At 68.0% G+C, this 21301-nt stretch carries 20 protein-coding genes; 6 read left to right on the top strand and 14 right to left on the bottom strand.

Translation table 11 applies throughout. From position 1 onward, the window contains the following. The first annotated feature begins 22 nt into the window (after positions 1–22). Positions 23–868, top strand: a complete 846-nt coding sequence (locus tag ACRSCF_RS26205; protein WP_432675145.1) for a Bug family tripartite tricarboxylate transporter substrate binding protein — start codon at positions 23–25, stop codon at positions 866–868. Between the two features lie 148 nt (positions 869–1016). Here the strand turns inward: ACRSCF_RS26205 and ACRSCF_RS26210 are convergent, their stop codons facing one another. The 3 genes from ACRSCF_RS26210 to ACRSCF_RS26220 all read right to left on the bottom strand — a co-directional run bounded on the left by ACRSCF_RS26210 (position 1017) and on the right by ACRSCF_RS26220 (position 4322). Next, a complete protein-coding gene (locus tag ACRSCF_RS26210; protein ID WP_432675146.1) occupies positions 1017–2045 on the bottom strand; it encodes a Bug family tripartite tricarboxylate transporter substrate binding protein in 1029 nt (342 codons plus the stop codon). A gap of 76 nt (positions 2046–2121) precedes the next feature. Next, the gene (locus tag ACRSCF_RS26215; RefSeq protein WP_016450281.1) at positions 2122–3138 is read right to left on the bottom strand and encodes a Bug family tripartite tricarboxylate transporter substrate binding protein; all 1017 of its coding nucleotides are present in this window, start codon (positions 3136–3138) and stop codon (positions 2122–2124) included. Positions 3139–3152: 14 nt separating this feature from the next. Then, positions 3153–4322 (bottom strand): M20 family metallopeptidase, encoded by a 1170-nt coding sequence (locus ACRSCF_RS26220; protein ID WP_016451791.1) that lies wholly within the window; start codon positions 4320–4322, stop codon positions 3153–3155. A 77-nt stretch (positions 4323–4399) separates the two neighbouring features. Here ACRSCF_RS26220 and ACRSCF_RS26225 point away from each other — a divergent pair, with 77 nt between their 5' ends. Beyond that, positions 4400–5347: a MurR/RpiR family transcriptional regulator gene (locus ACRSCF_RS26225; RefSeq protein ID WP_016450279.1), complete on the top strand. Its 948-nt coding sequence runs from the start codon at positions 4400–4402 to the stop codon at positions 5345–5347. On the opposite strand, the gene ACRSCF_RS26230 is transcribed toward ACRSCF_RS26225, so the two are convergent. The 8 genes from ACRSCF_RS26230 to ACRSCF_RS26265 all read right to left on the bottom strand — a co-directional run bounded on the left by ACRSCF_RS26230 (position 5340) and on the right by ACRSCF_RS26265 (position 14662). Then, positions 5340–7754 carry a TonB-dependent siderophore receptor gene (locus ACRSCF_RS26230; RefSeq protein ID WP_244387483.1) on the bottom strand — a complete coding sequence of 805 codons (2415 nt, stop codon included), beginning with the start codon at positions 7752–7754 and terminating at the stop codon, positions 5340–5342. The genes ACRSCF_RS26225 and ACRSCF_RS26230 overlap by 8 nt on opposite strands. Positions 7755–7936: 182 nt before the next feature. Continuing rightward, positions 7937–9160 (bottom strand): FecR family protein, encoded by a 1224-nt coding sequence (locus ACRSCF_RS26235; RefSeq protein WP_244387485.1) that lies wholly within the window; start codon positions 9158–9160, stop codon positions 7937–7939. Continuing rightward, complete coding sequence (locus tag ACRSCF_RS26240; protein ID WP_224986090.1) at positions 9157–9768, bottom strand: RNA polymerase sigma factor; 612 nt, start codon at positions 9766–9768, stop codon at positions 9157–9159. Before ACRSCF_RS26240 ends, ACRSCF_RS26235 begins: the two co-directional genes overlap by 4 nt. Positions 9769–9958: 190 nt before the next feature. Then, positions 9959–10696, bottom strand: coding sequence for an amino acid ABC transporter ATP-binding protein (locus ACRSCF_RS26245; protein ID WP_016450275.1), 738 nt, complete (start codon positions 10694–10696; stop codon positions 9959–9961). A 150-nt stretch (positions 10697–10846) separates the two neighbouring features. Beyond that, positions 10847–11518: an amino acid ABC transporter permease gene (locus tag ACRSCF_RS26250; protein WP_016450274.1), complete on the bottom strand. Its 672-nt coding sequence runs from the start codon at positions 11516–11518 to the stop codon at positions 10847–10849. A 1-nt stretch (position 11519) separates the two neighbouring features. Then, the gene (locus ACRSCF_RS26255; protein WP_016450273.1) at positions 11520–12272 is read right to left on the bottom strand and encodes an amino acid ABC transporter permease; all 753 of its coding nucleotides are present in this window, start codon (positions 12270–12272) and stop codon (positions 11520–11522) included. A 113-nt stretch (positions 12273–12385) separates the two neighbouring features. Beyond that, the gene (locus tag ACRSCF_RS26260) at positions 12386–13285 is read right to left on the bottom strand and encodes a transporter substrate-binding domain-containing protein (protein WP_016450272.1); all 900 of its coding nucleotides are present in this window, start codon (positions 13283–13285) and stop codon (positions 12386–12388) included. A gap of 441 nt (positions 13286–13726) precedes the next feature. Further along, complete coding sequence (locus ACRSCF_RS26265; protein WP_193615942.1) at positions 13727–14662, bottom strand: LysR substrate-binding domain-containing protein; 936 nt, start codon at positions 14660–14662, stop codon at positions 13727–13729. A 327-nt stretch (positions 14663–14989) separates the two neighbouring features. Between ACRSCF_RS26265 and ACRSCF_RS26270 the strand changes: the two genes are divergently transcribed. The 3 genes from ACRSCF_RS26270 to ACRSCF_RS26280 are packed head-to-tail and all read left to right on the top strand — an operon-like array spanning position 14990 to position 17900. Beyond that, entirely contained in the window at positions 14990–15529 is a 540-nt protein-coding gene (locus tag ACRSCF_RS26270; RefSeq protein ID WP_016450270.1) for a TRAP transporter small permease, read from the top strand. Further along, the gene (locus ACRSCF_RS26275; protein WP_244387487.1) at positions 15526–16824 is read left to right on the top strand and encodes a TRAP transporter large permease; all 1299 of its coding nucleotides are present in this window, start codon (positions 15526–15528) and stop codon (positions 16822–16824) included. Before ACRSCF_RS26270 ends, ACRSCF_RS26275 begins: the two co-directional genes overlap by 4 nt. Positions 16825–16856: 32 nt before the next feature. Beyond that, positions 16857–17900, top strand: a complete 1044-nt coding sequence (locus ACRSCF_RS26280) for a DctP family TRAP transporter solute-binding subunit (RefSeq protein ID WP_244387489.1) — start codon at positions 16857–16859, stop codon at positions 17898–17900. A 170-nt stretch (positions 17901–18070) separates the two neighbouring features. Here the strand turns inward: ACRSCF_RS26280 and ACRSCF_RS26285 are convergent, their stop codons facing one another. Further along, entirely contained in the window at positions 18071–18739 is a 669-nt protein-coding gene (locus ACRSCF_RS26285; RefSeq protein WP_244387491.1) for a TetR/AcrR family transcriptional regulator, read from the bottom strand. A 116-nt stretch (positions 18740–18855) separates the two neighbouring features. Here ACRSCF_RS26285 and ACRSCF_RS26290 point away from each other — a divergent pair, with 116 nt between their 5' ends. Next, the gene (locus tag ACRSCF_RS26290; RefSeq protein ID WP_244387493.1) at positions 18856–19296 is read left to right on the top strand and encodes a hypothetical protein; all 441 of its coding nucleotides are present in this window, start codon (positions 18856–18858) and stop codon (positions 19294–19296) included. A gap of 8 nt (positions 19297–19304) precedes the next feature. Here ACRSCF_RS26290 and ACRSCF_RS26295 read toward each other — a convergent pair whose 3' ends face one another. Both ACRSCF_RS26295 and ACRSCF_RS26300 read right to left on the bottom strand, forming a co-directional pair. Continuing rightward, a complete protein-coding gene (locus tag ACRSCF_RS26295; RefSeq protein WP_017404541.1) occupies positions 19305–20252 on the bottom strand; it encodes a 2-hydroxyacid dehydrogenase in 948 nt (315 codons plus the stop codon). Positions 20253–20331: 79 nt separating this feature from the next. Then, a complete protein-coding gene (locus tag ACRSCF_RS26300) occupies positions 20332–21294 on the bottom strand; it encodes a PDR/VanB family oxidoreductase (RefSeq protein ID WP_034365054.1) in 963 nt (320 codons plus the stop codon). Positions 21295–21301: the final 7 nt, after the last annotated feature.

Here is a 21301-nt window from a genome sequence, read left to right on the forward strand (position 1 = left end):
GGCGACACAAGGAGACAAGTGCATGAAGACGATGAAGAAGCACGGCATGGCCCTGACACTGCTGCTGGCCATGGCCTGCACGGGCCACGCCCAGCCGGCGCAGGATGCCGGCAACTACCCCGCCCGCCCCGTCACGCTGATCGTGCCCACGGCCGCCGCCGGCGGCACGGACACCATCGCGCGGGTGTTTGCCGAAGGCCTGACCAGGCTGCTCAGGCAGCCCTTCGTGGTGGACAACCGGCCCGGCGCCAACGGCCTGGTCGGCGTGGAGCAGGCCGCGCGCGGCGCGCCGGACGGCTACCGGCTGCTGTTCACCTACACGGCGTCCATGGCCGTGAACCCCAGCCTCTACCGCAAGGTTCCGTATGACCCGATCAAGGACTTCGCACCCATTGCGCAAATAGGGCGCGCGGGCAATCTGCTGCTGGTCTCGCGCGATCTGCCCGTGCATTCGCTCAAGGAGTTCGTGGAGCATGTGCGCGCCCGGCCCGGCCAGCTCAGCTACTGCTCCTGGGGCCAGGGCTCGGGCGGGCACCTGACCATGGAATTCCTGCTCAGGCAGGCCGGCCTGCAGATGCAGCATGTGCCCTACAAGGGCAGCAGCCCCTGTGTGCAGGGCCTGCTGGGCGGGCAGGTGCAAGCGGCGTTTGCGGACACCTCTTCCACCGTGGAGCTGGTGCGTGCGGGCCGCGTGCGCGCCATTGCGCACAGCGGCGACAAGCGCATTCCCAGCCAGCCGGACCTGCCCAGCCTGACCGAGGCCGGCTACCCGTTCCACAACTATTCCTGGTACGGCGTCTTCGCGCCCGCCAAAACGCCGCAGCCCATCGTGGACAAGCTCAACGCCGCCATCAACCAGTTGCTGTAGGACCCGGCCACGGCCAAAAAGCTGGGCGAGCTCAACCTGACCGACCTGCCCCGGACCACGCCCGCGCAATTCGCCGACACGCTGCGCCAGGACCTGGCGGACTGGGGGCGGCTGGTGCGCGAGGTGGGTGTGCAGTTGGACTAGCAGCTCACTCGGCGACGATGCCCGTCCTGCGCACCACCTCGCCAAAGCGCTTCAGGCGCTCGGACATCATGGCCTCGAAAGCCGCGGGGCTCATTTCCTCGGGCGGGGTCACGCCACGGTCCTGCAGGCTGGCCACCATGGCCGGCGCCGTGGCGGCCTGGCGCACGGCCTTGAAGAGGGCCTGCACCACGGGCGCGGGCGTGCCGGCCGGCGCGGCCAGGCCGGTCCAGGAGCTCATGTTCAGCTGCGGGTAGCCCACCTCGGCCAGGGTGGGCACATCGGGAATTTGTGCCACGCGCTGCTCGGAGGCCACGGCCAGGGCGCGCACCTTGCCCGCCTGGATGTGGGGCAGCATGGAGATGAGGTTGTCGAAGAACATCTGCACCTCGCCCGCCAGCACCGAGGTGACCAGCAGCGTGCCGCCCCGGTAGGGAACATGGGTGATGTCCAGGCCCGCATCGGCCTTGAACATCTCCATGTTGAGCTGGCCCATGCTGCCCGTGCCGCCGCTGCCGTAGTTGAGCTGGCCAGGGTGCTTTTTGGTATAGGCGATGAACTCCGCAAAGCTGCGGATGGGCAGGCTCGCGGGCACGACCAGCACATTGGGCAGGCGGCCCAGGATGGCGATGTTCTCGAAATCCTTGATGGGGTCGTAGCCCACCTTGGGCTGGGTCAGCGGATTGGCCAGGTGGCTGCTCTGCGAGGACACGACCAGGGTGTAGCCATCGGGCTTGGCGCGCGCCACGGCCAGCGCGGCCACCGAGCCGCCCGCGCCGGGCCGGTTCTCCACGACGATGGGCACGCCCAGGATGCGTGCCATGGGCTCGGCGTACTGGCGTGCCATGGCATCCACCGAACCGCCCGGAGGGAACGGCACGATGAAGCTGATCTGGCGCGAGGGGTAGCCGGTGGCATTGCCTTCGGCGGCCAGCGCCGCAAGCGGCGCCAGCATACCCAGGCCCAGCCCCGCGCCAAGCACACGGCGGCGGGAAGGGTGGCTGGCAGCCTGGCGGGCGATAGGGGTCATGCTCATGTCTCCTCCTTATGGAAATACGTCGGCTGCGCCCGGCCATCCGGGGCGCCCTGGGGGCGCCCTGGGCGTGCCCTGCTTACTCGGCCACGATATGGGCCTTGCGCACCACCTCGCCGAAGAGCTTCAGGCGCTCGGCCATCATCTTCTCGAACGCGGCGGGGCTCATCTCCTCGGGCGCGACCACGCCGCGCTCCTTGAGGCTGGCCACCATGGCAGGCGCGGTGGCGGCCTGGCGCACGGCCTTGTGCAGCGTCTGCACGATGGCGTCGGGCGTGCCCGCAGGCGCCGCGATGCCGGTCCAGGAACTCATGTTGAGCTGGGGATAGCCGACCTCGGCCATGGTGGGCACGTCGGGCAGCATGGGCAGGCGCTGCTCCGAGGCCACGACCAGGGCGCGCACCTTGCCCGACTGCACATGGGGCAGCATGAAGACCAGGTTGTCGAGGATGAACTGCACCTCGTTGCCGATGGCTGCCGTGACCAGCGGCGAGCCGCCGCGGTAGGGAATGTGGGTGGCGAAGATGCCCGTGGCGGCCTTGAGCATTTCCACGTTGAGCTGGCCCATGCTGCCGATGCCGGCGCTGCCGTAGTTGACCTGGCCGGGGCGCTTTTTCACGTACTCGATGAACTCCTGGAAGTTCTTCACGGGCAGGCTGGAATGCACCATCAGCGCATTGGGCTGGCGGCCCAGGATGGCGATGTTCTCGAAGTCCTTGATGGGGTCGTAGCCGATCTTGGGCTGGGTCAGCGGATTGGCCAGGTGGCTGCTTTGCGAGGACACGACCAGGGTGTAGCCGTCCGGCTTGGCGCGCGACACGTACTGCGTGGCGACAGAGCCGCCCGCGCCGGGACGGTTCTCCACCACGATGGGCACGCCCAGGATGCGCGACAGGGGCTCGGCGTACTGGCGGCCCATGATGTCCACCGAGCCGCCGGGCGGAAACGGCACGACCAGCGTGATCGGGCGCGAGGGGTACTTGTCATCGGCGCGTGCGGCCAGCGGCGCCAGCGCGGACAGGCCCGCCAGGCCAAGGCCTGCGCCCAGCAGCTTGCGGCGGGTGGGGAAGGATGCATTCACGGACAGGTTTTTCATGGGTATCAGCGGAGTCAAGGATGGTCGAAGATGGCGAGGGCCACGGCCTGGGCGCGCGGCACGAAGGTGGCCAGCTCGCAGTACTCGCGCTCGGTATGGGGATGGCCGCCCACGGGGCCGGTGGCGCACAGCGTGGGCACGCCCACCGAGGCCGTGAGGCCGCTGTCGGCCGCGCCGCCCGTGAACTCGCCCTGCACGTCGAAGCCCAGCGACTGCGCGCCGCGACGGTACAGCTGCAGCAGCGCATCGGGCGTGGGCGCCATGGGCAGGGTGCGGCGCACGGCGGTGACGCGGCCCTGGGTGCGGGGCACGGATTCCTCCTCCACGATGGCGCGGATGCGCTCCATCAGCGCATCGGGATCGGTCTGGGCCGTGTAGCGCACATCGAGCTCGGCCTTGGCATGGGGCGCCACCATGTTCGGCACGATGCCGCCCTGCAGCACGCCCACATTGGTGGTCGTGCCCGTGGCGGGATCGGTCAGCGCATGCAGGGCCAGCAGCTTGCGCGCCATGGCTTCCAGCGCGCTGGCGCCGGCCGCGTGGTTGATGCCGGCGTGGGCGGCCACGCCCTGCACCTCGAACTCCACGGCCATCGATCCCTTGCGGCTGGTCACCAGGTTGCCGCTGACGCGGCCCGGCTCGGCGTTGAAGACGGCGCGCGCACCGCGCACCGTATCCATGATGGTCTGGCGCGTGGCGGGCGAGCCGATCTCCTCGTCGCACGAGAAGAACAGCTTGAGCGGCGCGCCCAGGCCGCCGCAGCGCGCAAAGGCCTCGGCCACGAAGACGTTGAGCACCAGGCCCGACTTCATGTCGGCCACGCCGGGACCGTAGGCCCGGCCTTCTTCCACGCGGAAGGGGCGGCGCGCCACGGTGCCGGCCGGAAAGACCGTGTCCATGTGGCCCATCAGATAGATGGGCGCGCCCTCGCCGGGCCCGGGCACGTCGGCATGCAGCAGCACGCCGTAGCCGGGAACGTCCTCGAAGCGCACGGCCACGCCGGCCGCCTCCAGCCGCTCGCGCAGGGCCTGGGCCACGGCCAGGATGCCGGCTTCATCGCGGCTGCCGCTGTCGATATCGACAATCCTGTGCAACAGATCTTGCATGGCCTGCTGCTGGCCGCCCAGCCAGTCCAGCAGTCTCGCGCGCTGCTGCACGCGGCTTTGTTCGAGGGTATCGTGCATGGTGGAATCTCCAGAGTGCATGCAGTGTTGCACGCGACCCCCTATTTTGCAACACACGTTGCATATACAAGAAAAACATGAAATCACCATTGCAAAAAGCCGCGCTGCTGCTGCCGCAGCGCCTGGCGCAGCAGGGCGCGGAACTGACGGCCAGCGAGCAGACGCTGGCCCAGACCCTGGGCAGCGACTACCCGCATGCGCTGCTGGAATCGGCCACCGCCCTGGCAGCGCGCACAGGCACCAGCGCCTCGACCGTGGTGCGCCTGTTCGCCAAGCTCGGCTATGCCAGCTATGCCGAGGCCCAGCGCGAGGCGCGCGGCGAGGTGACGGCGCTGCTGCAGACGGCTGCCCAGCGCGCGCCCGTGCTGCTGGGCGCGCAGCGCAGCCTGAGCGAGTGCGTGGACGATGCACTGCTGCACGACCAGCACAACATCCAGTCCACGCGCGAGGGGCTGGACATGGCGGCCTTCGAGGCCATGGCCCGGCAGCTCGCGCAGGACGAGGGCCGGGTGTTCGTGCTGGCCCAGCTCAACAGCTCGCCGGTCTCCGCCTGGCTGGCCCTGCACCTGAACATGTGCCGCCCCGGCGTGCAGCAGCTGGATGCAGGCGCCATCGCCCCGGCCGACCAGCTGCTGTGGGTAGGCCCCACCGACACGCTGCTGGCCTTCAGCGTGAGCCAGTATTCACGCGGCACCTACGAGGTGGCGCAGCGATTTTCGGAAGCCGGCGCCCGGGTGCTGGCCATCACCGACAGCCCCACGGCCCCACTGGCCACCGTGGCCCACCACTGGCTGCAGGTGCGCACGGCCAATGCCTCGCCCTTTCACTCCTACACGGCCGCCTTCTACCTGTGCAATGCCCTGGTCTCGGCCGTGGCCCAGTTGCGCCATGCCGATGTGTCCGAGGCGCTGGCCCGGCGCGACGCGCTGTGGAGGGAGTTCAACCACCAGCTGATCAGGACGCCCGAGCCGCGCGGGCCGGCTCGCGCCGCGCGCAAGCCACCCGCGCGCAGGTCTTCTACATAGACCAGTAGTACTTGAAGCTCAGCGTGGCCTCGCGATCCACGCCGCGGAAGATGCCTGCGAAGTACTTGCGGTTGAACAGGTTGTTGATGTTCAGCGCGATGCGGTACTGCGGCGTCTCGTAGGCCAGCGCCAGGTCGGCCAGCGTGGCGGAGTCGTTGATGTTCAGCGTGCCGTCCGCCGCCACGTTGTAGGGAGAGCGACCCTTGTAGCGCAGGCCGCCGGCCACCATCAGGCCCGGCACCGCGCGCGGGCGGTAGTCCAGCCACAGGCTGGCCATGTGGCGTGTGGTCTGTATGGTCTGGCGGCCGATTTCGGCGGGCCGGTTGCTCTGCGTGGTGCGCGGGTCCAGGTAGGTGTAGCTGGCCAGCGCGTTCAGCTCGCGCGTGAGTGCGAAGCGGCCTTCCAGCTCCAGCCCCGTGGAGCGCACCTCGCCCGTCTGGATGCTGAAGCGCGGGTGGTCGGGGTCCAGCGTGGTGACGTTGGTCTGGCGCAGGTCGAAGACCGAGGCCGTGATCAGCGAGGTGCTTCCCGGAGGCTGGTACTTCACGCCCGCCTCGTACTGCTTGCCGCGCCGGGGCTCGAACGGATTGCCGTCGTACTGCAGGCCCGTGACCGGATCGAAGGAGGTCGCATAGCTCGCATAGGGCGCCCAGCCGCTGTCGAACAGGTAGAGCAGGCCCGCGCTGCCGGTGGTGGCGCTGTCGCTCATGCGCGGCTGGGTGCTGCTGTTCTGCGTGGTGCGCGCCTGGTCATGGCGCAGGCTGAGATTGGCCACCCAGCGGTCCCACTTGAACTGGTTGAGCGTGTAGATGCCGGTCTGGCGCAGGTCCGTGCGGCTGTCCTCCAGCTCTGGATAGGCGATGGACTGGCCATAGGCGGGGTCGAGCATGTCCAGGTCGGGCACATCCCAGCCAAAGCCCAGGCCGCCGCGCTCCCTGTACTTCACATGGTCCATGCCGAAGGCCATCCGGTGCTGCAGCCCGCCCCAGCGCAGGTCCTTGTGCAGGCGGGTGTCCAGCGCCAGCGTACGGCCCTTGGTGCGCTGGGCCAGGCTGGCGCGCGAGACGCTTCGGCCGTCGGCCAGCACGTCCATGGCGTAGATATGGCGGTAATCGATGTCGATGGTGGAGTAGCGCAGGTTCTGCGTGAGCTGCCAGCCGCTGTCGGTCTGGTGCGAGAACTCGTAGCCCAGCGATCGCGTGTCGCGGTCGAAGCGGTCGAAGGACGGGTCGCCGGCGGTCAGGTGCGCGGGCAGGTCCTTGATCTGCGGGTAGGTGAACAGGCTGGGCCACCAGGACTTGGGCGTGCCGCGCTCGCGCGAGTAGCTGCCCAGCACGGTCAGGTGGGTGCGGCCGGAGAGGTTCCAGCGCAGCGAGGGCGCGATGGAGATGCGGTCATCGCGCGAGCCCACGGTGCGTCCGTCGCTGTCACGCGCCTTGAGGTTGAGCCGGTACAGCAGGTCGCCCGAGGCATCCAGCGCGCCGCCCAGCTCGGCCGTGGCCTGGGCGCGCTGGTAGCGGCCATAGGACAGGCCCACGCTGTTCACATGGTCGGCCTCGGGTTTCTTGGAGACCACGTTGATCACGCCGCCCGGCCGCCCCTGGCCAAAGAGCACGGAGGCCGGGCCCTTGATGACCTCGATGCTGTCCAGCTCGTCGATCTCGTCGTTCCAAGAACCATAGGTGCCGGCCGAGAACTGCCGCAGGCCGTCCTTGTAGTAGGAGCTGCCATCGCTGAAACCCCGGATGATGGCGCCCGTCATGCGCAGGTCCGCGCCCGTGACTTCGGTGGACACGCCGGCCGTGTACGACAGGGCCTGCTCGATGCTCTTGGGCGCCTGGTTCTGCAGCTGTTCCTGGGTGACGATGGAGATGGAGCGCGGCGTCTCGATCAGCGGCGTGTCCAGCTTGGTGCTGGCGCTCCTGCCGCTGCCCACGTAGCTGCCCGGCGCGGCCATGCGCTGCGAGGTCACGTTGACCGTGGACAGCGTGGTGCCCGCCGACGCCTGCGGCGCAGGCTCAGGCGCAGGCGCCTTTCGCAGCGTGAACGTGCCCTGCTCGGTGCTGTGCGCGGTCACGCCGGTGCCGGCCAACAGCCGGTCCATGGCCTCCTGCGGCGTGAAGCTGCCCCGGAGGGCCGGCGCCTGGCGGCCGCCCAGCACGGCTTCGTCGTACAGCACCTGGAACTGGGTCTGACGGCCAAAGGCGCGCAGCGCGTTGATCAGCGGCTGGGCCGGCTGGTCAAAGGCCAGCCGCTGTCCGGATGACGGCATCGGTGAAGAGGCGGCCGGCTGCTGAAGCTGTTGCGCACGGGCGGGCGGCGCGGCGCCCATGCCGGCCATGGCACCGGCCACCAGCCACGCCAGCAGGCGCGGACTGGCCTGCGGGCCGGCGCCCTGCTCCTTCATGTTCCTGCGTCGGGCATGTGTGCCCCTGCCTGCGAATTCCCTGCCTGCTGCTTCTTGCGCTCTCATTGCCACTCCGTTGCTGTGCCGTTGCACGGGCACGCGACGGGCAGGCCGCAGGCAGCCGTCGCGGGCGATCAGGAACCGCGCCGGACAAGCCATGCCAGCCCACCCGCGCATGCGCGTCAGGTGTTGCGGCCGTTGGCTGGGGCGTGAGGGACGAGCGCCCTCGGTGGTCCTTGGCTGGCAGCCGTGCGGGCCTGGAAAATCCACGCCCCTGCCCCTATAGAAGCCAAGAGCGGTGCAAAGCTGGAACCTGGGGTTGTCCACCAATTTGAAACAAATTGTTTCCCGTCCTTCGATTCATCCCGCACGATCAGCCAACCTCCGCCGTTGCGCGGCTGCACGCGCACCGCAATCAAGGCCGGCAGCGCGCGCACAAAGCGCTCGGGCGCGGCCGTGGCCAGCAGGCCCGAGACACGCAGGCGGCCCAGCGACTCGTCGCCCAGCTCCACGGGCGCACCCAGATAGCGCGACAGCTCCTGCGCCACCTCCGCCAGCGGCGTGCCGCTGAAGCGCACCTGGCCCGTGCGCCAGTCGCCCACGCTGTCCGCATCGGCCACCACGGTGCTGTGCCGGCCGGCGCCGTCCACAGCCACGCCCGCGCCTGCCGCCAGCAGCAGGACATCGCCCCCAGCCCGGTCACGCTCGGGCCGCAGCTGCACCTTGCCCTCCAGCACCTTCACCACCAGCCGCGGCGGCCCGGCGCGCACATTGAACGCGGTGCCCACCACCCGGACGCGGCTGGCGCCGGAGTCCACGGTGAAGGGCCTGTCCGGGCCGGGCGTGACCTCGAAGAAGGCCTCGCCCCGATCCAGCACCACCTCGCGGCGGCGCGGGTAGTAGCGCACCTGGAGTTCGCTGTCCACGTTGAGGGCCACGCGCGAGCCATCGGGCAGCTCGATGCTCTGCGTCTGCCCGGGCGCCGTGCGGGCCTGCAGCGTATAGCCTGGCGTGTGGTCCCAGCGGTACCAGCCACCCCAGGCCAGCAGCGAGACCACCGCCAGCACGGACAGGGCCGCCGCAGGGCGGCCGGGCCAGCGGGCAAGAACGCGCTGGCGCGGCGGCGCGGCCGCTGGTGCAGCGCAGACGGCAGGCGCGGCGGGCGGCACCGCTGCGCCGAACTCATCGGGAAACAATTCCCTGAGCTGTGGCGCGCCATGCCAGTGGCGCGACATGCCTTCGAAGATGCTGCGGTGCAGCGGGTGGGCGCCCAGCCACGCATCCAGCGCGCGCTCATCGGCGCCCGTCCAGTCCGGCTGCTGACGGCGCACGAACCAGTCGGCCGCCCTGTCATGCAGCCCCACCAGCTCCTGCGGCGAAACGCCCGGGGGAAGTTCGTTGCTCATCGTGTGTTCTCTGCGGCGCCCGGCCGCTGCTCGTCTGCGCGCAGCAGGGCACGCATTTGCTCGGCGCTGGCGTAGCGTACGCGGATCTCGCAATAGGACAGTGCCCGGCTCAGGTGGCGCGAGACCATGCGCACGGTGATGTCCATGCGCTCGGCCGTCTGCTCCAGCGTCAGTTCCTGCACGCGGTGCAGCACGAAGGCCTGGCGCTGGCGCTCGGGCAGCTCGTTCAGGGCATCGCGCAGCCGGGCCAGGCGCTGGCGGCGCTCATCGTCCAGCGCATGGTCGGCTCCGTCGCGGGCCGGCAGGGCCTCGACCTCGTCGCGGCAATCCTCCACGGACACCAGCCGCACACCGGCCTGCTGCGGCGCCGTGCGGTGCGCGAAGGCCGCCACGCTGCGCACGACCTGATGCAGATAGGGCCGCTCTTCGTCCACGGGCAGGCGCTTGTCGGCCGACAGCATGCGCACGAAGACTTCCTGGGAGGCATCCTCGATATCGGCCGGGCTCTTGAAGTACCGCGCCAGCATGCGCTGCAGCGGCTTGCGCCAGCGGGTGTAGAGACTGCGGGAATGGCCACCGGGCTCTCCCGGGGCGTCGTCGCGCTTCATGGCAGGCATGGCACGGCGGACGTGGAAGTTGTCCGGTGGCGGGGAAATGGGGGCGGGATCTGGAGCACGGTGCAAACAGCTGAGCCGGCGATTGTATCGAGAACGATTCTCATCATCGTCTCGCCGTGGCCACAAAAAAGGGGCGCCGAAGCGCCCCCTTGATTGCCGTGCCCGCAAGGGCCGCACCGGTTCAGTGCTGCAGGATCTTGTTGAGGAATTCCTTGGTCCGGGGCTGGCGCGCTTCCGGGTTGCCGAAGAATTCGTCCTTGGAGCAGTCCTCCAGGATCTTGCCGCCCACGTCCATGAAGATCACGCGGCTGGCCACCTTGCGCGCAAAGCCCATTTCGTGGGTCACGCACATCATGGTCATGCCTTCGTTGGCCAGGCCGATCATCACGTCCAGCACTTCGCCGACCATTTCGGGGTCCAGCGCGGAGGTGGGTTCGTCGAACAGCATCACGATGGGGTCCATGGACAGCGCGCGCGCAATGGCCACGCGCTGCTGCTGGCCGCCCGACAGCTGGCCCGGGAACTTGTCCTTGTGCGCCGTCAGGCCCACGCGGTCCAGCATCTTGAGGCCGCGCTTCCTGGCGTCGTCCGCGCTGCGGCCCAGCACCTTGACCTGGGCAATGGTCAGGTTCTCGGTCACCGACAGGTGCGGGAACAGCTCGAAGTGCTGGAACACCATGCCCACGCGGCTGCGCAGCTTGGGCAGGTTGGTCTTGGGATCGTGCACGGCCACGCCGTCCACGAAGATCTCGCCCTTCTGGAAGGGCTCCAGCGCGTTGATGGTCTTGATCAGCGTGGACTTGCCCGAGCCCGACGGGCCGCAGACCACCACGACCTCACCCTTCTGGATGTTGGTGGAGCAGTCGGTCAGCACTTGAAAGCTGCCGTACCACTTGGAAACGTTCTTGAGTTCAATCATTGGTTCACTCCGACTCGTGTCAGTTGTCCATCGCCGCGCCGACAAGGGGCGCGGTCATGGGGGCGGGACGGCCAGCAAGGGCCGCCCCGCAGCCAAGGCCGTCGTCCCCCTTCAAGGGGGAAGGCGCGAAGCGACTCAGGGGGTGGTGTGTCATCGAATGATGGCAATCTTTTTGTGCAGGCGCTTCACTGCCCAGGACAGCGAATAGCACAGCACGAAGTAGGTCACGCCAGCGGCCAGATAGGATTCGATGGGACGGCCGTAGTTCTTGCCGGCCACTTCGAAGCCCTTGAGCATGTCGTAGGCACCGATGGCATAGACCAGCGAGGTGTCCTGGAACAGGATGATGGTCTGCGTCAGCAGCACGGGCAGCATGTTGCGGAAGGCCTGGGGCAGCACCACGAGGCGCATGTTCTGCCCATAGGTCATGCCCATGGCCTGGCCCGCGAAGACCTGGCCGCGCGGGATGGACTGGATGCCCGCGCGCATGATCTCGCTGAAGTAGGCCGCCTCGAAGGCGATGAAGGTGATGATGGCCGAGACCTCGGCGCCGATGGGCCGCCCGATGATCAGCGGCATCAGCAGGAAGAACCACAGGATCACCATCACCAGCGGCACGGAGCGCATGCCGTTGACGTAGAGCGTGGCGGGCACATCGAGCCATTTCTTGCCCGACAGGCGCATCAGCGCCAGCAGCGTGCCGAAGAGCACACCGCCGATGGTGGCGATGACGGTCAGCGTCAGGCTGAAGTACAGGCCCTTCAGCACGAAGTTGCTGAACAGGTCCCAGGTGAAGAACGACCAGTCGATTTGCAGGTTCATGTCAGTGTCCTCCGCCGCTGGCAGCGATCAGGCCCGGGACGCGCGAGCGCTTCTCGATGAAGGCCATGATGCGGTTGATGGCAAAGGCGGAGACCACGTACAGGCCGGTGACGGCCAGGTAGATCTCGATGCCGCGCGAAGTCTCTTCCTGCGCCTGCATGGCGAACATGGTCAGTTCGGCCACGGACACGGCAAACGCCACGGACGAGTTCTTGAACACGTTCATGGTCTCGCTGGTCAGCGGCGGAATGATGATGCGAAACGCCATGGGCAGCAGCACGTAGCGGTAGTACTGGAACGTGGTGAAACCCAGCGCCATGCCCGCGTACCGCTGGCCGCGCGGCAGCGCCTGGATGCCGGAACGCACCTGCTCGGCGATACGCGCCGAGGTGAAGAAGCCCAGCGCCAGCACCACGAGCACGAAGCCCGGCAGGGACTTCAGCGCGGGGAAGATGGACGGCACCACGTGGTACCACATGAAGATGTGGACCAGCAGCGGAATATTGCGGAACAGTTCGACCCAGGCATTGCCCAGCCGCACGATCCACGGCCGGTCGGGCAGCGTGCGCAGCGTGCCGATCAGCGAGCCGACGATCAATGCGATCAACAGCGACAGCAGCGACACGGAAATGGTCCAGCCCCAGGCCGACAGCATCCAGTCGAGGTAGGTGATGTCGCCGTTCTTGCCGAAGCAGCTTTGACCGACCTCTTGGGTAATGGTGTCCTGGCAGAACACCTGCCAATCCCAACTCATAGGAGCACCTCTTTATTCAGATTCTTGAAAAATGCACTACCGGCAAAAACGGCGCCGCAACAAAAAACGCCCCTTCCAACCGCATGGCAGAAGGGGCGGCATTCAGCTGGTGCTTACTTGACTTCGTACGACTCCATGGGCTTGTCGTTGGGGTTGGCCCATGCGTCCTTGGTGGCGTCGGACAGCGGCAGGCCGACCTTCACGTTGGCCGGGGGAATCGGCTGCATGAACCACTTGTCATAGAGCTTGGCCAGCGAGCCGTCGGCGATCTGGCGCTTGATGGAGTCGTCCACGGCCTTCTTGAAGGCGGGGTCGTCCTTGCGCAGCATGCAGGCGATGGGCTCGACCGACAGGGTTTCGCCGACGATCTTGTAGTCGGCAGGTGCCTTGGACTTGGAGATGTTGGCGGCCAGGATGGAGCCGTCCATGATGAAGGCGTCGGCACGGCCGGTTTCCAGCATCAGGAAGCTGTCGGCGTGGTCCTTGCCCATGACTTCCTTGAAGGTCAGGCCGTCGGCGCGCTTGTTCTTGCGCAGGGTCTGCACCGAGGTGGTGCCCGTCGTCGTGACGATGGTCTTGCCGTTCAGGTCCTTGATGCCGGTGATGCCGGAGTTGCCCTTGACGGCGATGCGCACTTCTTCCACATAGGTGGTCACGGCGAAGGCCACATCCTTTTGGCGGGCCTGGCTGTTGGTGGTGGAGCCGCACTCGATGTCCACGGTGCCATTGGTCACCAGGGGGATACGGTTCTGCGAGGTGACGGGCTGGTACTTGATGTCCAGCTTGGCCAGGCCCAGCTGCTTCTGGATGTCGGCCAGCACGCGCTCGCCCATCTCGGTGTGGAAGCCCACGTACTTGCCATTGCCCAGCGTATAGCCCAGGCCGGAGGATTCACGCACGCCCAGCGTCACGGCGCCGGAGGACTTGATCTTGGCCAGGGTGTCGCCAGCCTGCGCAAAAGCGCTGCCTGCAGCCAGGGCGGTCACGGCGATGGCCAACAAATGCTTCTTCATACGGGTCTCCTGAGATGAGAACGAAAACGGTCTTGATGAGAACGGTCGAGTCGCCTTGTGGGCTGGCTCGAACTATCAACGATGTGACACATATTGTGCAATCACGCACGGTGCTGGAGCACCGACACGTGCTAGGGCTTTCCAGCACGTCAGCCGGATTCAGGTAAGCAACTGCCGTGCCATGGCACGCGTTTTTTGCCCGATCCAGCGCGCCTGCGGGCCTGCACACGGCGTGGCTGCTGTGCGCGCACTCTAATGCCAGGCGTGGCAGCACAGCCAATGCCGTTTGCAGAAACCCTTATGCATGCCATGCATAATAGGTGTTTACCCTAGGCATAACCCATGCACCAAGTCGGTCTCTTGACGGGCTTTGCCGTGCACCAGCGTGCAGCAAAAAGGGGCTCGAGAGCCCCTTTGTCTTCATGAGTGCCGCCTGGCGTGTCAGCCGATGGTCTCGCCCTGCTCCAGCAGGAAGTTCCACAGCGCGCCGGCCACGCCCTGGGGCGCATCCTTGCTGGTGGGTTTTTCGCGGTAGGCACGCACTTCCATGTCCATGCGGAAACCGTCGTCACCGGCAGGTGCGGCGCTGACCAGGCGGCCGGCCTCCAGCTCGTTGCGCACGGCGCTGAATGGCAAAAAGGCCACGCCATGGCCTTCCAGCGCCATGGCCTTGAGGCCTTCGGCCATGTCGGTCTCGTAGACGCGTTCCAGGTGCACGGCCTCGGCCGCTTCCTTGAGGATGAGCTCCGTCACGCGGCCCAGGTAGGCGCCGGGCGCATAGCCCAGGTAGGGCAGTGGCTGGCCCTGGCGGCCCGGCAGCTGGTGCAGCGGCAGGCCGTCGGCGTCGGGCTTGGCGTAGGGGGCGAGCACCTCATGGCCCAGGCTGACCATCTCGTAGCGCGCCGGGTCAAGCTGGAAGGGCTGGGACGGATGGAAGTAGGCGATCAGCAGGTCGCAGCCGCCTTCGACCAGGCGCATCACGGCGTCGTGCACGTTGAGCGCGAATAGCCGGCTGCGGAACGGCCCGAACTTGGCCTGCACGCTGGAGACCCAGTTCGGGAAGAAGGTGAAGGCCAGCGTGTGCGGCACGGCAAACCCCACCATGCCCTTGCCCGCGCTGACATGGGCCCGCAGCATGGTGCGCGTGCTCTGCAGCGACTGCAGCATCTCCAGCGCCTGGTCATACATGGTCTTGCCGGCCGGCGTGAGCCGGGTCGGGTAGGAGCTGCGGTCCACAAGGTCGGTGCCGGCCCAGGCCTCCAGTGCCTGGATGCGGCGCGAGAACGCAGGTTGCGTCACATGCCGCAGTTGGGCGGAGCGGCTGAAACTGCGTGTTTCAGCCAGGCTGACGAAATCTTCTAGCCATTTGGTTTCCATGCCCGCCATTATCCGCTGTGATGGAAGGCACCCCCTGAGCGGCTACGCCGCTTCCCCCTCTCTCTCCGGGAGGGGGACGGCACCCTCGGTGCGGGGCGACCCTTCCTCGGTGCCTCCACGCCGGGGCATGCCCGTATCAACGTCCCGCATGGGCCGCCACACTGAGGAAACCGCCATCTGATGCGGCGCTCGTATGCGCACATAATGGCGCTGCGCCGCATTTACCCAATGTGACATTTTTTCCTCACGGCCCCCGGCACACGACGCCGAGGAAGCTCAGTGACTGCATCTGCCCCGCCATGTGTAATTTTCTGACTCCCCGCGTCCATGTCATCCCCTCCCACCGAAAACGGCGCCGCTGAGACGCCTTCCCAGCCGGACGAGCCGCGTTCGCTGCGCATCGAGGACTGGCTCACCGTGGTCATCATGGCCCTGCTGGCCCTGATCACCTTCGCCAATGTGCTGGTGCGCTACTTCACCTCCTCTTCCTTCGCGTGGACCGAGGAAATCTCGGTCTTCCTGATGATCCTGCTGGCCATGGTCGCGGGCTCGGCGGCCGTGGCGCGCAACGCCCACATCCGCATCGAATACTTCGCCGAAGGCGGCAGCGCCCTGCGCAGGAAGCGCCTGGCGCGCTTCGGCACGCTGATGGTGGCCCTGCTGTTCGCGGTGATCGCCGCACTGAGCGTGCGCGTGGTCTGGGACGACTACCGTTTCGAGGAAACCTCGCCCGGCATCGGCGTGCCGCAGTGGTGGTATTCGATGTGGCTGCCCATCTGCTCGGCGCTGATCACGCTGCGCGCGCTGCAACTGTTCCTGCGCCAGGGGCGCCCCGGCGCCTTCGTGGACGAGGAGAAGGCGCCATGATCGCGACCCTGCTCTTCATCGCCTTCCTGGGCCTGATGCTCCTGGGCGTGCCCATCGGCGCGGCCCTGGGCCTGGCAGGGTCGGCCGCCATCGCGCTGGCCAGCCCCGACACGCAGTGGTTCGGCCTGCTGGCAGTGCCGCAGAACTTCTATGCCGGCCTGGGCAAGTACCCGCTGCTGGCGATTCCGATGTTCGTGCTCGTGGGCTCGATCTTCGACCGCTCTGGCGTGGCGCTGCGCCTGGTGAACTTCGCCGTGGCCATCGTGGGCCGCGGCCCCGGCATGCTGCCCCTGGTGGCGATTGCCGTGGCCATGTTCCTGGGCGGCATCTCGGGCTCGGGCCCGGCCAATGCCGCTGCAGTGGGCGGCGTGATGATCGCGGCCATGAGCCGCGCCGGCTATCCGGGCAGCTTCTCGGCCAGCGTGGTGGGCGCGGCTGCGGCCACCGACATCCTGATCCCGCCGTCCGTGGCCTTCATCATCTACTCGGTGCTGGTGCCCGGCGCCTCGGTGCCGGCGCTGTTTGCGGCCGGCATGATCCCCGGCATCCTGGCCGGCGTGGCGCTGATCGTTCCGGCCGTGTGGATGTCCCGCAGGCACAGGATGGGTGCGCTGGAATCGTCCATGCCGCGCCCGCCGTTCTGGCGCAGCCTGCGCGAGGCCTCCTGGGGCCTGGCCGCCCCGGTGCTGATCCTGGGCGGCATGCGCGCCGGCTGGTTCACCCCTACCGAGGCCGCCGTGGTGGCCGTGTTCTACGGCCTGTTCGTGGGCATGGTGATCCACCGCACCATCACGCTGCGCGACCTGTATCCCATCCTGCGCGAGGCCGGCGAGCTGTCGGCCGTGATCCTGCTGGTGGTGTCGCTGGCCGGCATCTTCGCGTTCTCGCTGTCCACGCTGGGCGTGATCGATCCGGTGGCCAAGGCCATCGTGGAATCGGGCCTGGGCGAGTACGGCGTGATGGCGCTGCTGATCCTGCTGCTGATCACCGTGGGCATGTTCCTGGACGGCATCTCCATCTTCCTGATCTTCGTGCCGCTGCTGCTGCCGATCATGCAGCACTACCACTGGGACCCGGTGTGGTTCGGCGTCATCCTCACGCTCAAGGTGGCGCTGGGCCAGTTCACGCCGCCGCTGGCCGTGAACCTGATGGTGTCCTGCCGCATCGCGGGCGTGCGCATGGAGTCCACCGTGCGCTGGGTCGGCCCCATGCTGCTGGCCATGTTCCTGGTGATGATCGCCGTGATCGCCTTCCCGCAGCTGGCTCTCTGGCTCCCAGCACGCCTGGGCTACTGATTTCCCAAAAATTCAACAAGGAGACCTTCGCAATGAAACTTCGCACTTTCCTCGCCAGCGGCCTGGCCGCAGCGGCGGCCCTGGCCCTTTCGTCCGCTCCCGCAGTGGCGCAGACTCCGGCCAAGTACAAGAGCGAGTACCGCATGTCGCTGGTGCTGGGCACGGCCTTTCCCTGGGGCAAGGGCGGCGAGATCTGGGCCAACAAGGTGCGCGAGCGCACCAACGGCCGCATCAACATCAAGCTCTACCCGGGCGTGTCCCTGATCCAGGGCGACCAGACGCGCGAATTCAGCGCGCTGCGCCAGGGCGTGATCGACATGGCCGTGGGCTCCACGCTGAACTGGTCGCCCCAGATCAAGGAGCTGAACCTGTTCGCCCTGCCCTTCCTGATGCCCGACTACGCGGCCGCCGACGCGCTCACGCATGGCGAGCCCGGCAAGCGCCTGTTCCAGCGCCTGGACAAGGCCGGCGTGGTGCCGCTGGCCTGGGGCGAGAACGGCTACCGCGAGATCAGCAACTCCAAGCACGCCATCAAGACCCCTGCCGACCTCAAGGGCCTGAAGATCCGCGTCGTGGGCTCGCCGCTGTTCCTGGACACCTTCACCGCGCTGGGCGCCAACCCCACGCAGATGAGCTGGGCCGATGCCCAGCCCGCCATGGCCAGCGGCGCCGTGGACGGCCAGGAAAACCCCGTCTCGGTCTACATGGCCGCCAAGCTGCAGTCCGTGGGCCAGAAGCATCTGACGCTGTGGGGCTACATCAACGATCCGCTGATCTTCGTGGTCAACAAGGACATCTGGGCCACCTGGACCAAGGAAGACCAGGACATCGTGCGCCAGGCCGCCGTGGACGCGGCCAAGGAGCAGGTCATGATCGCGCGCAAGGGCATGATCGAGGCCGACAAGCCCCTGCTCAAGGACCTGGCCGCCAACGGCGTGACCGTGACCCAGCTCACGCCGGCCGAGCGCGAAGCCTTCGTCAAGGCCACGCGCCCCGTCTACGACAAGTGGAAGCAGCAGGTCGGCGCCGACCTGGTGGATGTGGCGGAGAAAGCCATTGCCGCGCGAACTCGTTAGAATGCTATCGGTTGATCGCACACTCCGGTAGAAGCAAAAGGCCCCGCTCTGCGGGGCCTTTTTTTCGCCATCCTGCTTCGCAAGGACGACCAGGACTTCAGCCCGCCCATCAAGGCATGCCTTGCTGCGAAGCCGGTCCAGCGAAATGGCACAGGCACAGCCCCTGCTGCCTATGGGGCAGGGGCACGGGCAGCGGCTCCCGCGTCCGTCGCGCCACCCAGCAACATATCTGCCCCCATCTCGCACAGCAGCTCCTCCAGTGCGCCCGAGGCGATCAGCGGCGAAGCCTCCAGCGAGGCAAAGCGCACCGTGCCCAGCACGGCCCGCGTGGCCACGTAAAGGCGCGCATAGGACAGCGAGGGGCCGCCCCAGCGCTGCAGGTGGGCGGCCATACGCTCGGCGGTCTCGCGCATGGACAGGGCAATGCGCTCGTCACCATCCTGGCGCCAGGCAAAGCGCGCCAGCTTGCGCCGCGCGGGCGTGCGGCCCGCAAAGCCCTCGACGATGCAGGCGACCACGCCGCGCGCCACGGCCTCGCGCGGCAGGCCCTGCTCCGACGCCTGCTCCAGCCAGGCCTCGATGGCCGCGACGGCCGCAAGGCGCTGGCCATCGACCATGGCGCGCAAGACGGCCTGCTTGTCGGGGAAGTACTGGTAGAGCGTGCCGATGGAGACGCCTGCGCGCTCGGCAATGCGATTGGTGGTGAGCGCGGCTTCGCCCTCCTTGACCAGAATCTGAGCTGCTGCCTGAACAATGGCCTCCAGCGTGCGCTGCGCACGGGCCTGTACGGGCTGTCTTCTTCTCTGGGATTCAGTGGTAGCGGAGGTATGGGAGGGCATGCGGCAAAACCTGAGCACAAGGCGAGTTTTCTGCCCGGAGTTTAAGCACTACAGTGGCCGGCCATTGCAGCAAATCCCAAGGAATACACCATGAAGAACCATCAGCACACCGGCGCGTGGGAAGCCCTGCCGTGAAGGGCGTGCAACTGCTGGCCCTGGCCGCCGCCCTGTTCGACACGGCGGCCGCGCTGGCCCACTTCGCCTGCATCGTCTGGGGGGGACGTGGGCTGCGGCTCATGGGTGCCGGCGAGCGCATGGCGCGCATGGCCGAGGCCGGGCACTGGTATCCGCCGCTGGTGTCGGCGGCCATCGGCGTGGTGCTGTCGCTGCTGGCGGGGTATACGCTGGCAGGCGCGGGCCTGCTGGGTCCCCTGCCCTTCATGCGCCCGGTGCTGACCGGGGCCGGCCTGGTGCTGGTGGCGCGGGCCGCGGCCTTTCCGTGGCTGAAACCGCGGTTCCCGGACAACAGCGACCGCTTCTGGCATGTGTCCTCGGCCCTCTGCCTGGTCATGGGGCTGCTGCACCTGGCAGCAGCTGCCGGGATGGCACAGGGCTGAATCCAGCCTCAGGCCGTGACCGGCGAGACCAGCGGGCGGCCTTCCAGGTGGCAGCGCATGTTGGCGATGAAACGGTCCACCGAGGCCTGCACGGCTTCGGGCGACCAGCCGCCCACATGGGGCGTGAGCACCACGGCGTCCAGGTCCAGCAGTTCGGCCGGTGGCGCAGGTTCGCTTTCGTAGACATCCAGGCCCGCGCCGGCAAGGCGGCCTTCGCGCACAGCGGCGGCCAGGGCGGCGGTATCGACCACGCTGCCGCGCGCGATATTGACCAGGTGGCCCTGCGGGCCCAGTGCGTCCAGCACCTGGGCGTTGACGAGATGGCGCGTACCCGGGCCGCCCGGCGTGGCGACCAGCAGCACATCGGCCCATTGCGCCAGGGACAGCAGGTCGCCGAAGTAGCGGTGGGGCAGCCCGCTGCGCGGGCTGCGGTTGTGGTAGCCGATCTCCATCTCGAAGCCCAGCGCGCGCTGGGCGATCTTGGCGCCGATGGCGCCCATGCCCAGGATGCCCAGGCGCTTGTGCGAGACATTGGGCGGCAGCGGCATGGCGGTGCGCCAGACGCCGTCGCGCGTGGCGCGGTCCAGGCGCACCAGGCCGCGCACGGAGGCGATCAGCAGGCCCATGGCATGGTCGGCCACGCAGTCGTCATTGGTGCCTGCGCCGTTGCCCACGGCAATGCCGTGGGCCTGCGCATGGGCGACATCGATGTTCTCGTAGCCCGCGCCCAGCGCGCAGACCAGCCTGAGGGCGGGCATGCGCTGCATCTGCGCGGCCGACAGGCCGATGGAGCCTATGGTCAGCACGGCCTGTATGCGCGTGCCGTGCTCGGCGATGGCGGCCTCGCACTGGGCGGCGTCGGGCGCGTAGAGCAGTTCGAAGGAGGGAAAGGCCTGGGCCATCTGGCGCAGATGGGCCTCGGTATTGAAGTTGAGGACGAGCAGGGCAGGTTGCATGGCAGGAAGGCGGCGCCCGCCGCCACAGGGCGGGCCTTGGGGGAAAACCTCATTGTGCGCCGGCCGGCCGGGTCCAGCGCTACAGGTCCAGCACCAGCCGGGCGGATTTCGCGCGCGAGCAGCAGGGCAGGAACTGGTCGCAGGCGGCCTGCTCGTCCTCGGTCAGGTACATGTCGCGGTGCTCGGGCTCGCCCGAGAGCACACGCGTGAGGCAGGTGCCACACACGCCCTGCTCGCACGAGGTCTGCACCTCCACGCCGATGCCGGCCAGCGCCTGGACCACGGTCTGCTCGGGCGCCACGCGCACCACCTGGCCGGTGCTGGCGATCTCGATCTCGAACCCGGCATCGCCCTCGCGCTGCACGACCTCGCCTGCAAAGAATTCGTAGTGCAGGCGGTCCTCGCTCCAGCCCGATGTGCGAGCCATGCCCAGGGCCGCGTCCATGAAGCCGCGTGGGCCGCAGACATACAGGTGCAGGCCCGCCTGCGGGGCGCCCAGCAGCTGCGCCATGTCGAGCGCGCCCTCGCCATCCACATGCAGGTGCACGCGGTCGGCCCAGGGCATGGACTGCAGCAGGGCCGTGAAGGCCATGCGCTCGCGCGAACGCGCGCAGTAGTGCAGTTCGAAGTCGGCACCCTCGCGCGCCAGCTGGCGCGCCATGGCCAGCACGGGCGTGATGCCTATGCCGCCGGCCAGCAGCAGATGCCGCGCAGGGCCACCCGCATGCAGCGCGAAGTGGTTGCGCGGTGCGCCGATGGCGATCTGCTGGCCTTCCTGCACCTGTTCGTGCACGGCGGCCGAGCCGCCGCGCGAGGCGGCCTCGCGCAGCACGCCGACCACGTAGCGGCCCGTGTCCTGCGGGTCGTTGCACAGCGAGTACTGGCGCACCAGGCCGCCCGGCAGGTGCAGGTCGATGTGCGAGCCGGCCGTGAAGGCGGGCAGGCTCTGGCCGTCCAGCGGCACGAGTTCAAGGCTGCAGATGTCCTGCGCCTCGGCGCATTTGCGCGCGACGCGCACCTGGAGGATGGGGTTGGCTTGCATGGGGAAA

The sequence above is a fragment of the Delftia sp. 11MD genome (assembly GCF_050907895.1).
Taxonomy (GTDB): domain Bacteria; phylum Pseudomonadota; class Gammaproteobacteria; order Burkholderiales; family Burkholderiaceae_C; genus Comamonas; species Comamonas tsuruhatensis.

Coding starts and splice junctions, on each gene's coding strand:
- ACRSCF_RS26205 (WP_432675145.1), top strand. CDS start 23: ATGAAGACGATGAAGAAGCACGGCATGGCCCTGACACTGCTGCTGGCC.
- ACRSCF_RS26210 (WP_432675146.1), bottom strand. CDS start 2,045: ATGAGCATGACCCCTATCGCCCGCCAGGCTGCCAGCCACCCTTCCCGC.
- ACRSCF_RS26215 (WP_016450281.1), bottom strand. CDS start 3,138: ATGAAAAACCTGTCCGTGAATGCATCCTTCCCCACCCGCCGCAAGCTG.
- ACRSCF_RS26220 (WP_016451791.1), bottom strand. CDS start 4,322: ATGCACGATACCCTCGAACAAAGCCGCGTGCAGCAGCGCGCGAGACTG.
- ACRSCF_RS26225 (WP_016450279.1), top strand. CDS start 4,400: ATGAAATCACCATTGCAAAAAGCCGCGCTGCTGCTGCCGCAGCGCCTG.
- ACRSCF_RS26230 (WP_244387483.1), bottom strand. CDS start 7,754: ATGAAGGAGCAGGGCGCCGGCCCGCAGGCCAGTCCGCGCCTGCTGGCG.
- ACRSCF_RS26235 (WP_244387485.1), bottom strand. CDS start 9,160: ATGAGCAACGAACTTCCCCCGGGCGTTTCGCCGCAGGAGCTGGTGGGG.
- ACRSCF_RS26240 (WP_224986090.1), bottom strand. CDS start 9,768: ATGAAGCGCGACGACGCCCCGGGAGAGCCCGGTGGCCATTCCCGCAGT.
- ACRSCF_RS26245 (WP_016450275.1), bottom strand. CDS start 10,696: ATGATTGAACTCAAGAACGTTTCCAAGTGGTACGGCAGCTTTCAAGTG.
- ACRSCF_RS26250 (WP_016450274.1), bottom strand. CDS start 11,518: ATGAACCTGCAAATCGACTGGTCGTTCTTCACCTGGGACCTGTTCAGC.
- ACRSCF_RS26255 (WP_016450273.1), bottom strand. CDS start 12,272: ATGAGTTGGGATTGGCAGGTGTTCTGCCAGGACACCATTACCCAAGAG.
- ACRSCF_RS26260 (WP_016450272.1), bottom strand. CDS start 13,285: ATGAAGAAGCATTTGTTGGCCATCGCCGTGACCGCCCTGGCTGCAGGC.
- ACRSCF_RS26265 (WP_193615942.1), bottom strand. CDS start 14,662: ATGGAAACCAAATGGCTAGAAGATTTCGTCAGCCTGGCTGAAACACGC.
- ACRSCF_RS26270 (WP_016450270.1), top strand. CDS start 14,990: ATGTCATCCCCTCCCACCGAAAACGGCGCCGCTGAGACGCCTTCCCAG.
- ACRSCF_RS26275 (WP_244387487.1), top strand. CDS start 15,526: ATGATCGCGACCCTGCTCTTCATCGCCTTCCTGGGCCTGATGCTCCTG.
- ACRSCF_RS26280 (WP_244387489.1), top strand. CDS start 16,857: ATGAAACTTCGCACTTTCCTCGCCAGCGGCCTGGCCGCAGCGGCGGCC.
- ACRSCF_RS26285 (WP_244387491.1), bottom strand. CDS start 18,739: ATGCCCTCCCATACCTCCGCTACCACTGAATCCCAGAGAAGAAGACAG.
- ACRSCF_RS26295 (WP_017404541.1), bottom strand. CDS start 20,252: ATGCAACCTGCCCTGCTCGTCCTCAACTTCAATACCGAGGCCCATCTG.
- ACRSCF_RS26300 (WP_034365054.1), bottom strand. CDS start 21,294: ATGCAAGCCAACCCCATCCTCCAGGTGCGCGTCGCGCGCAAATGCGCC.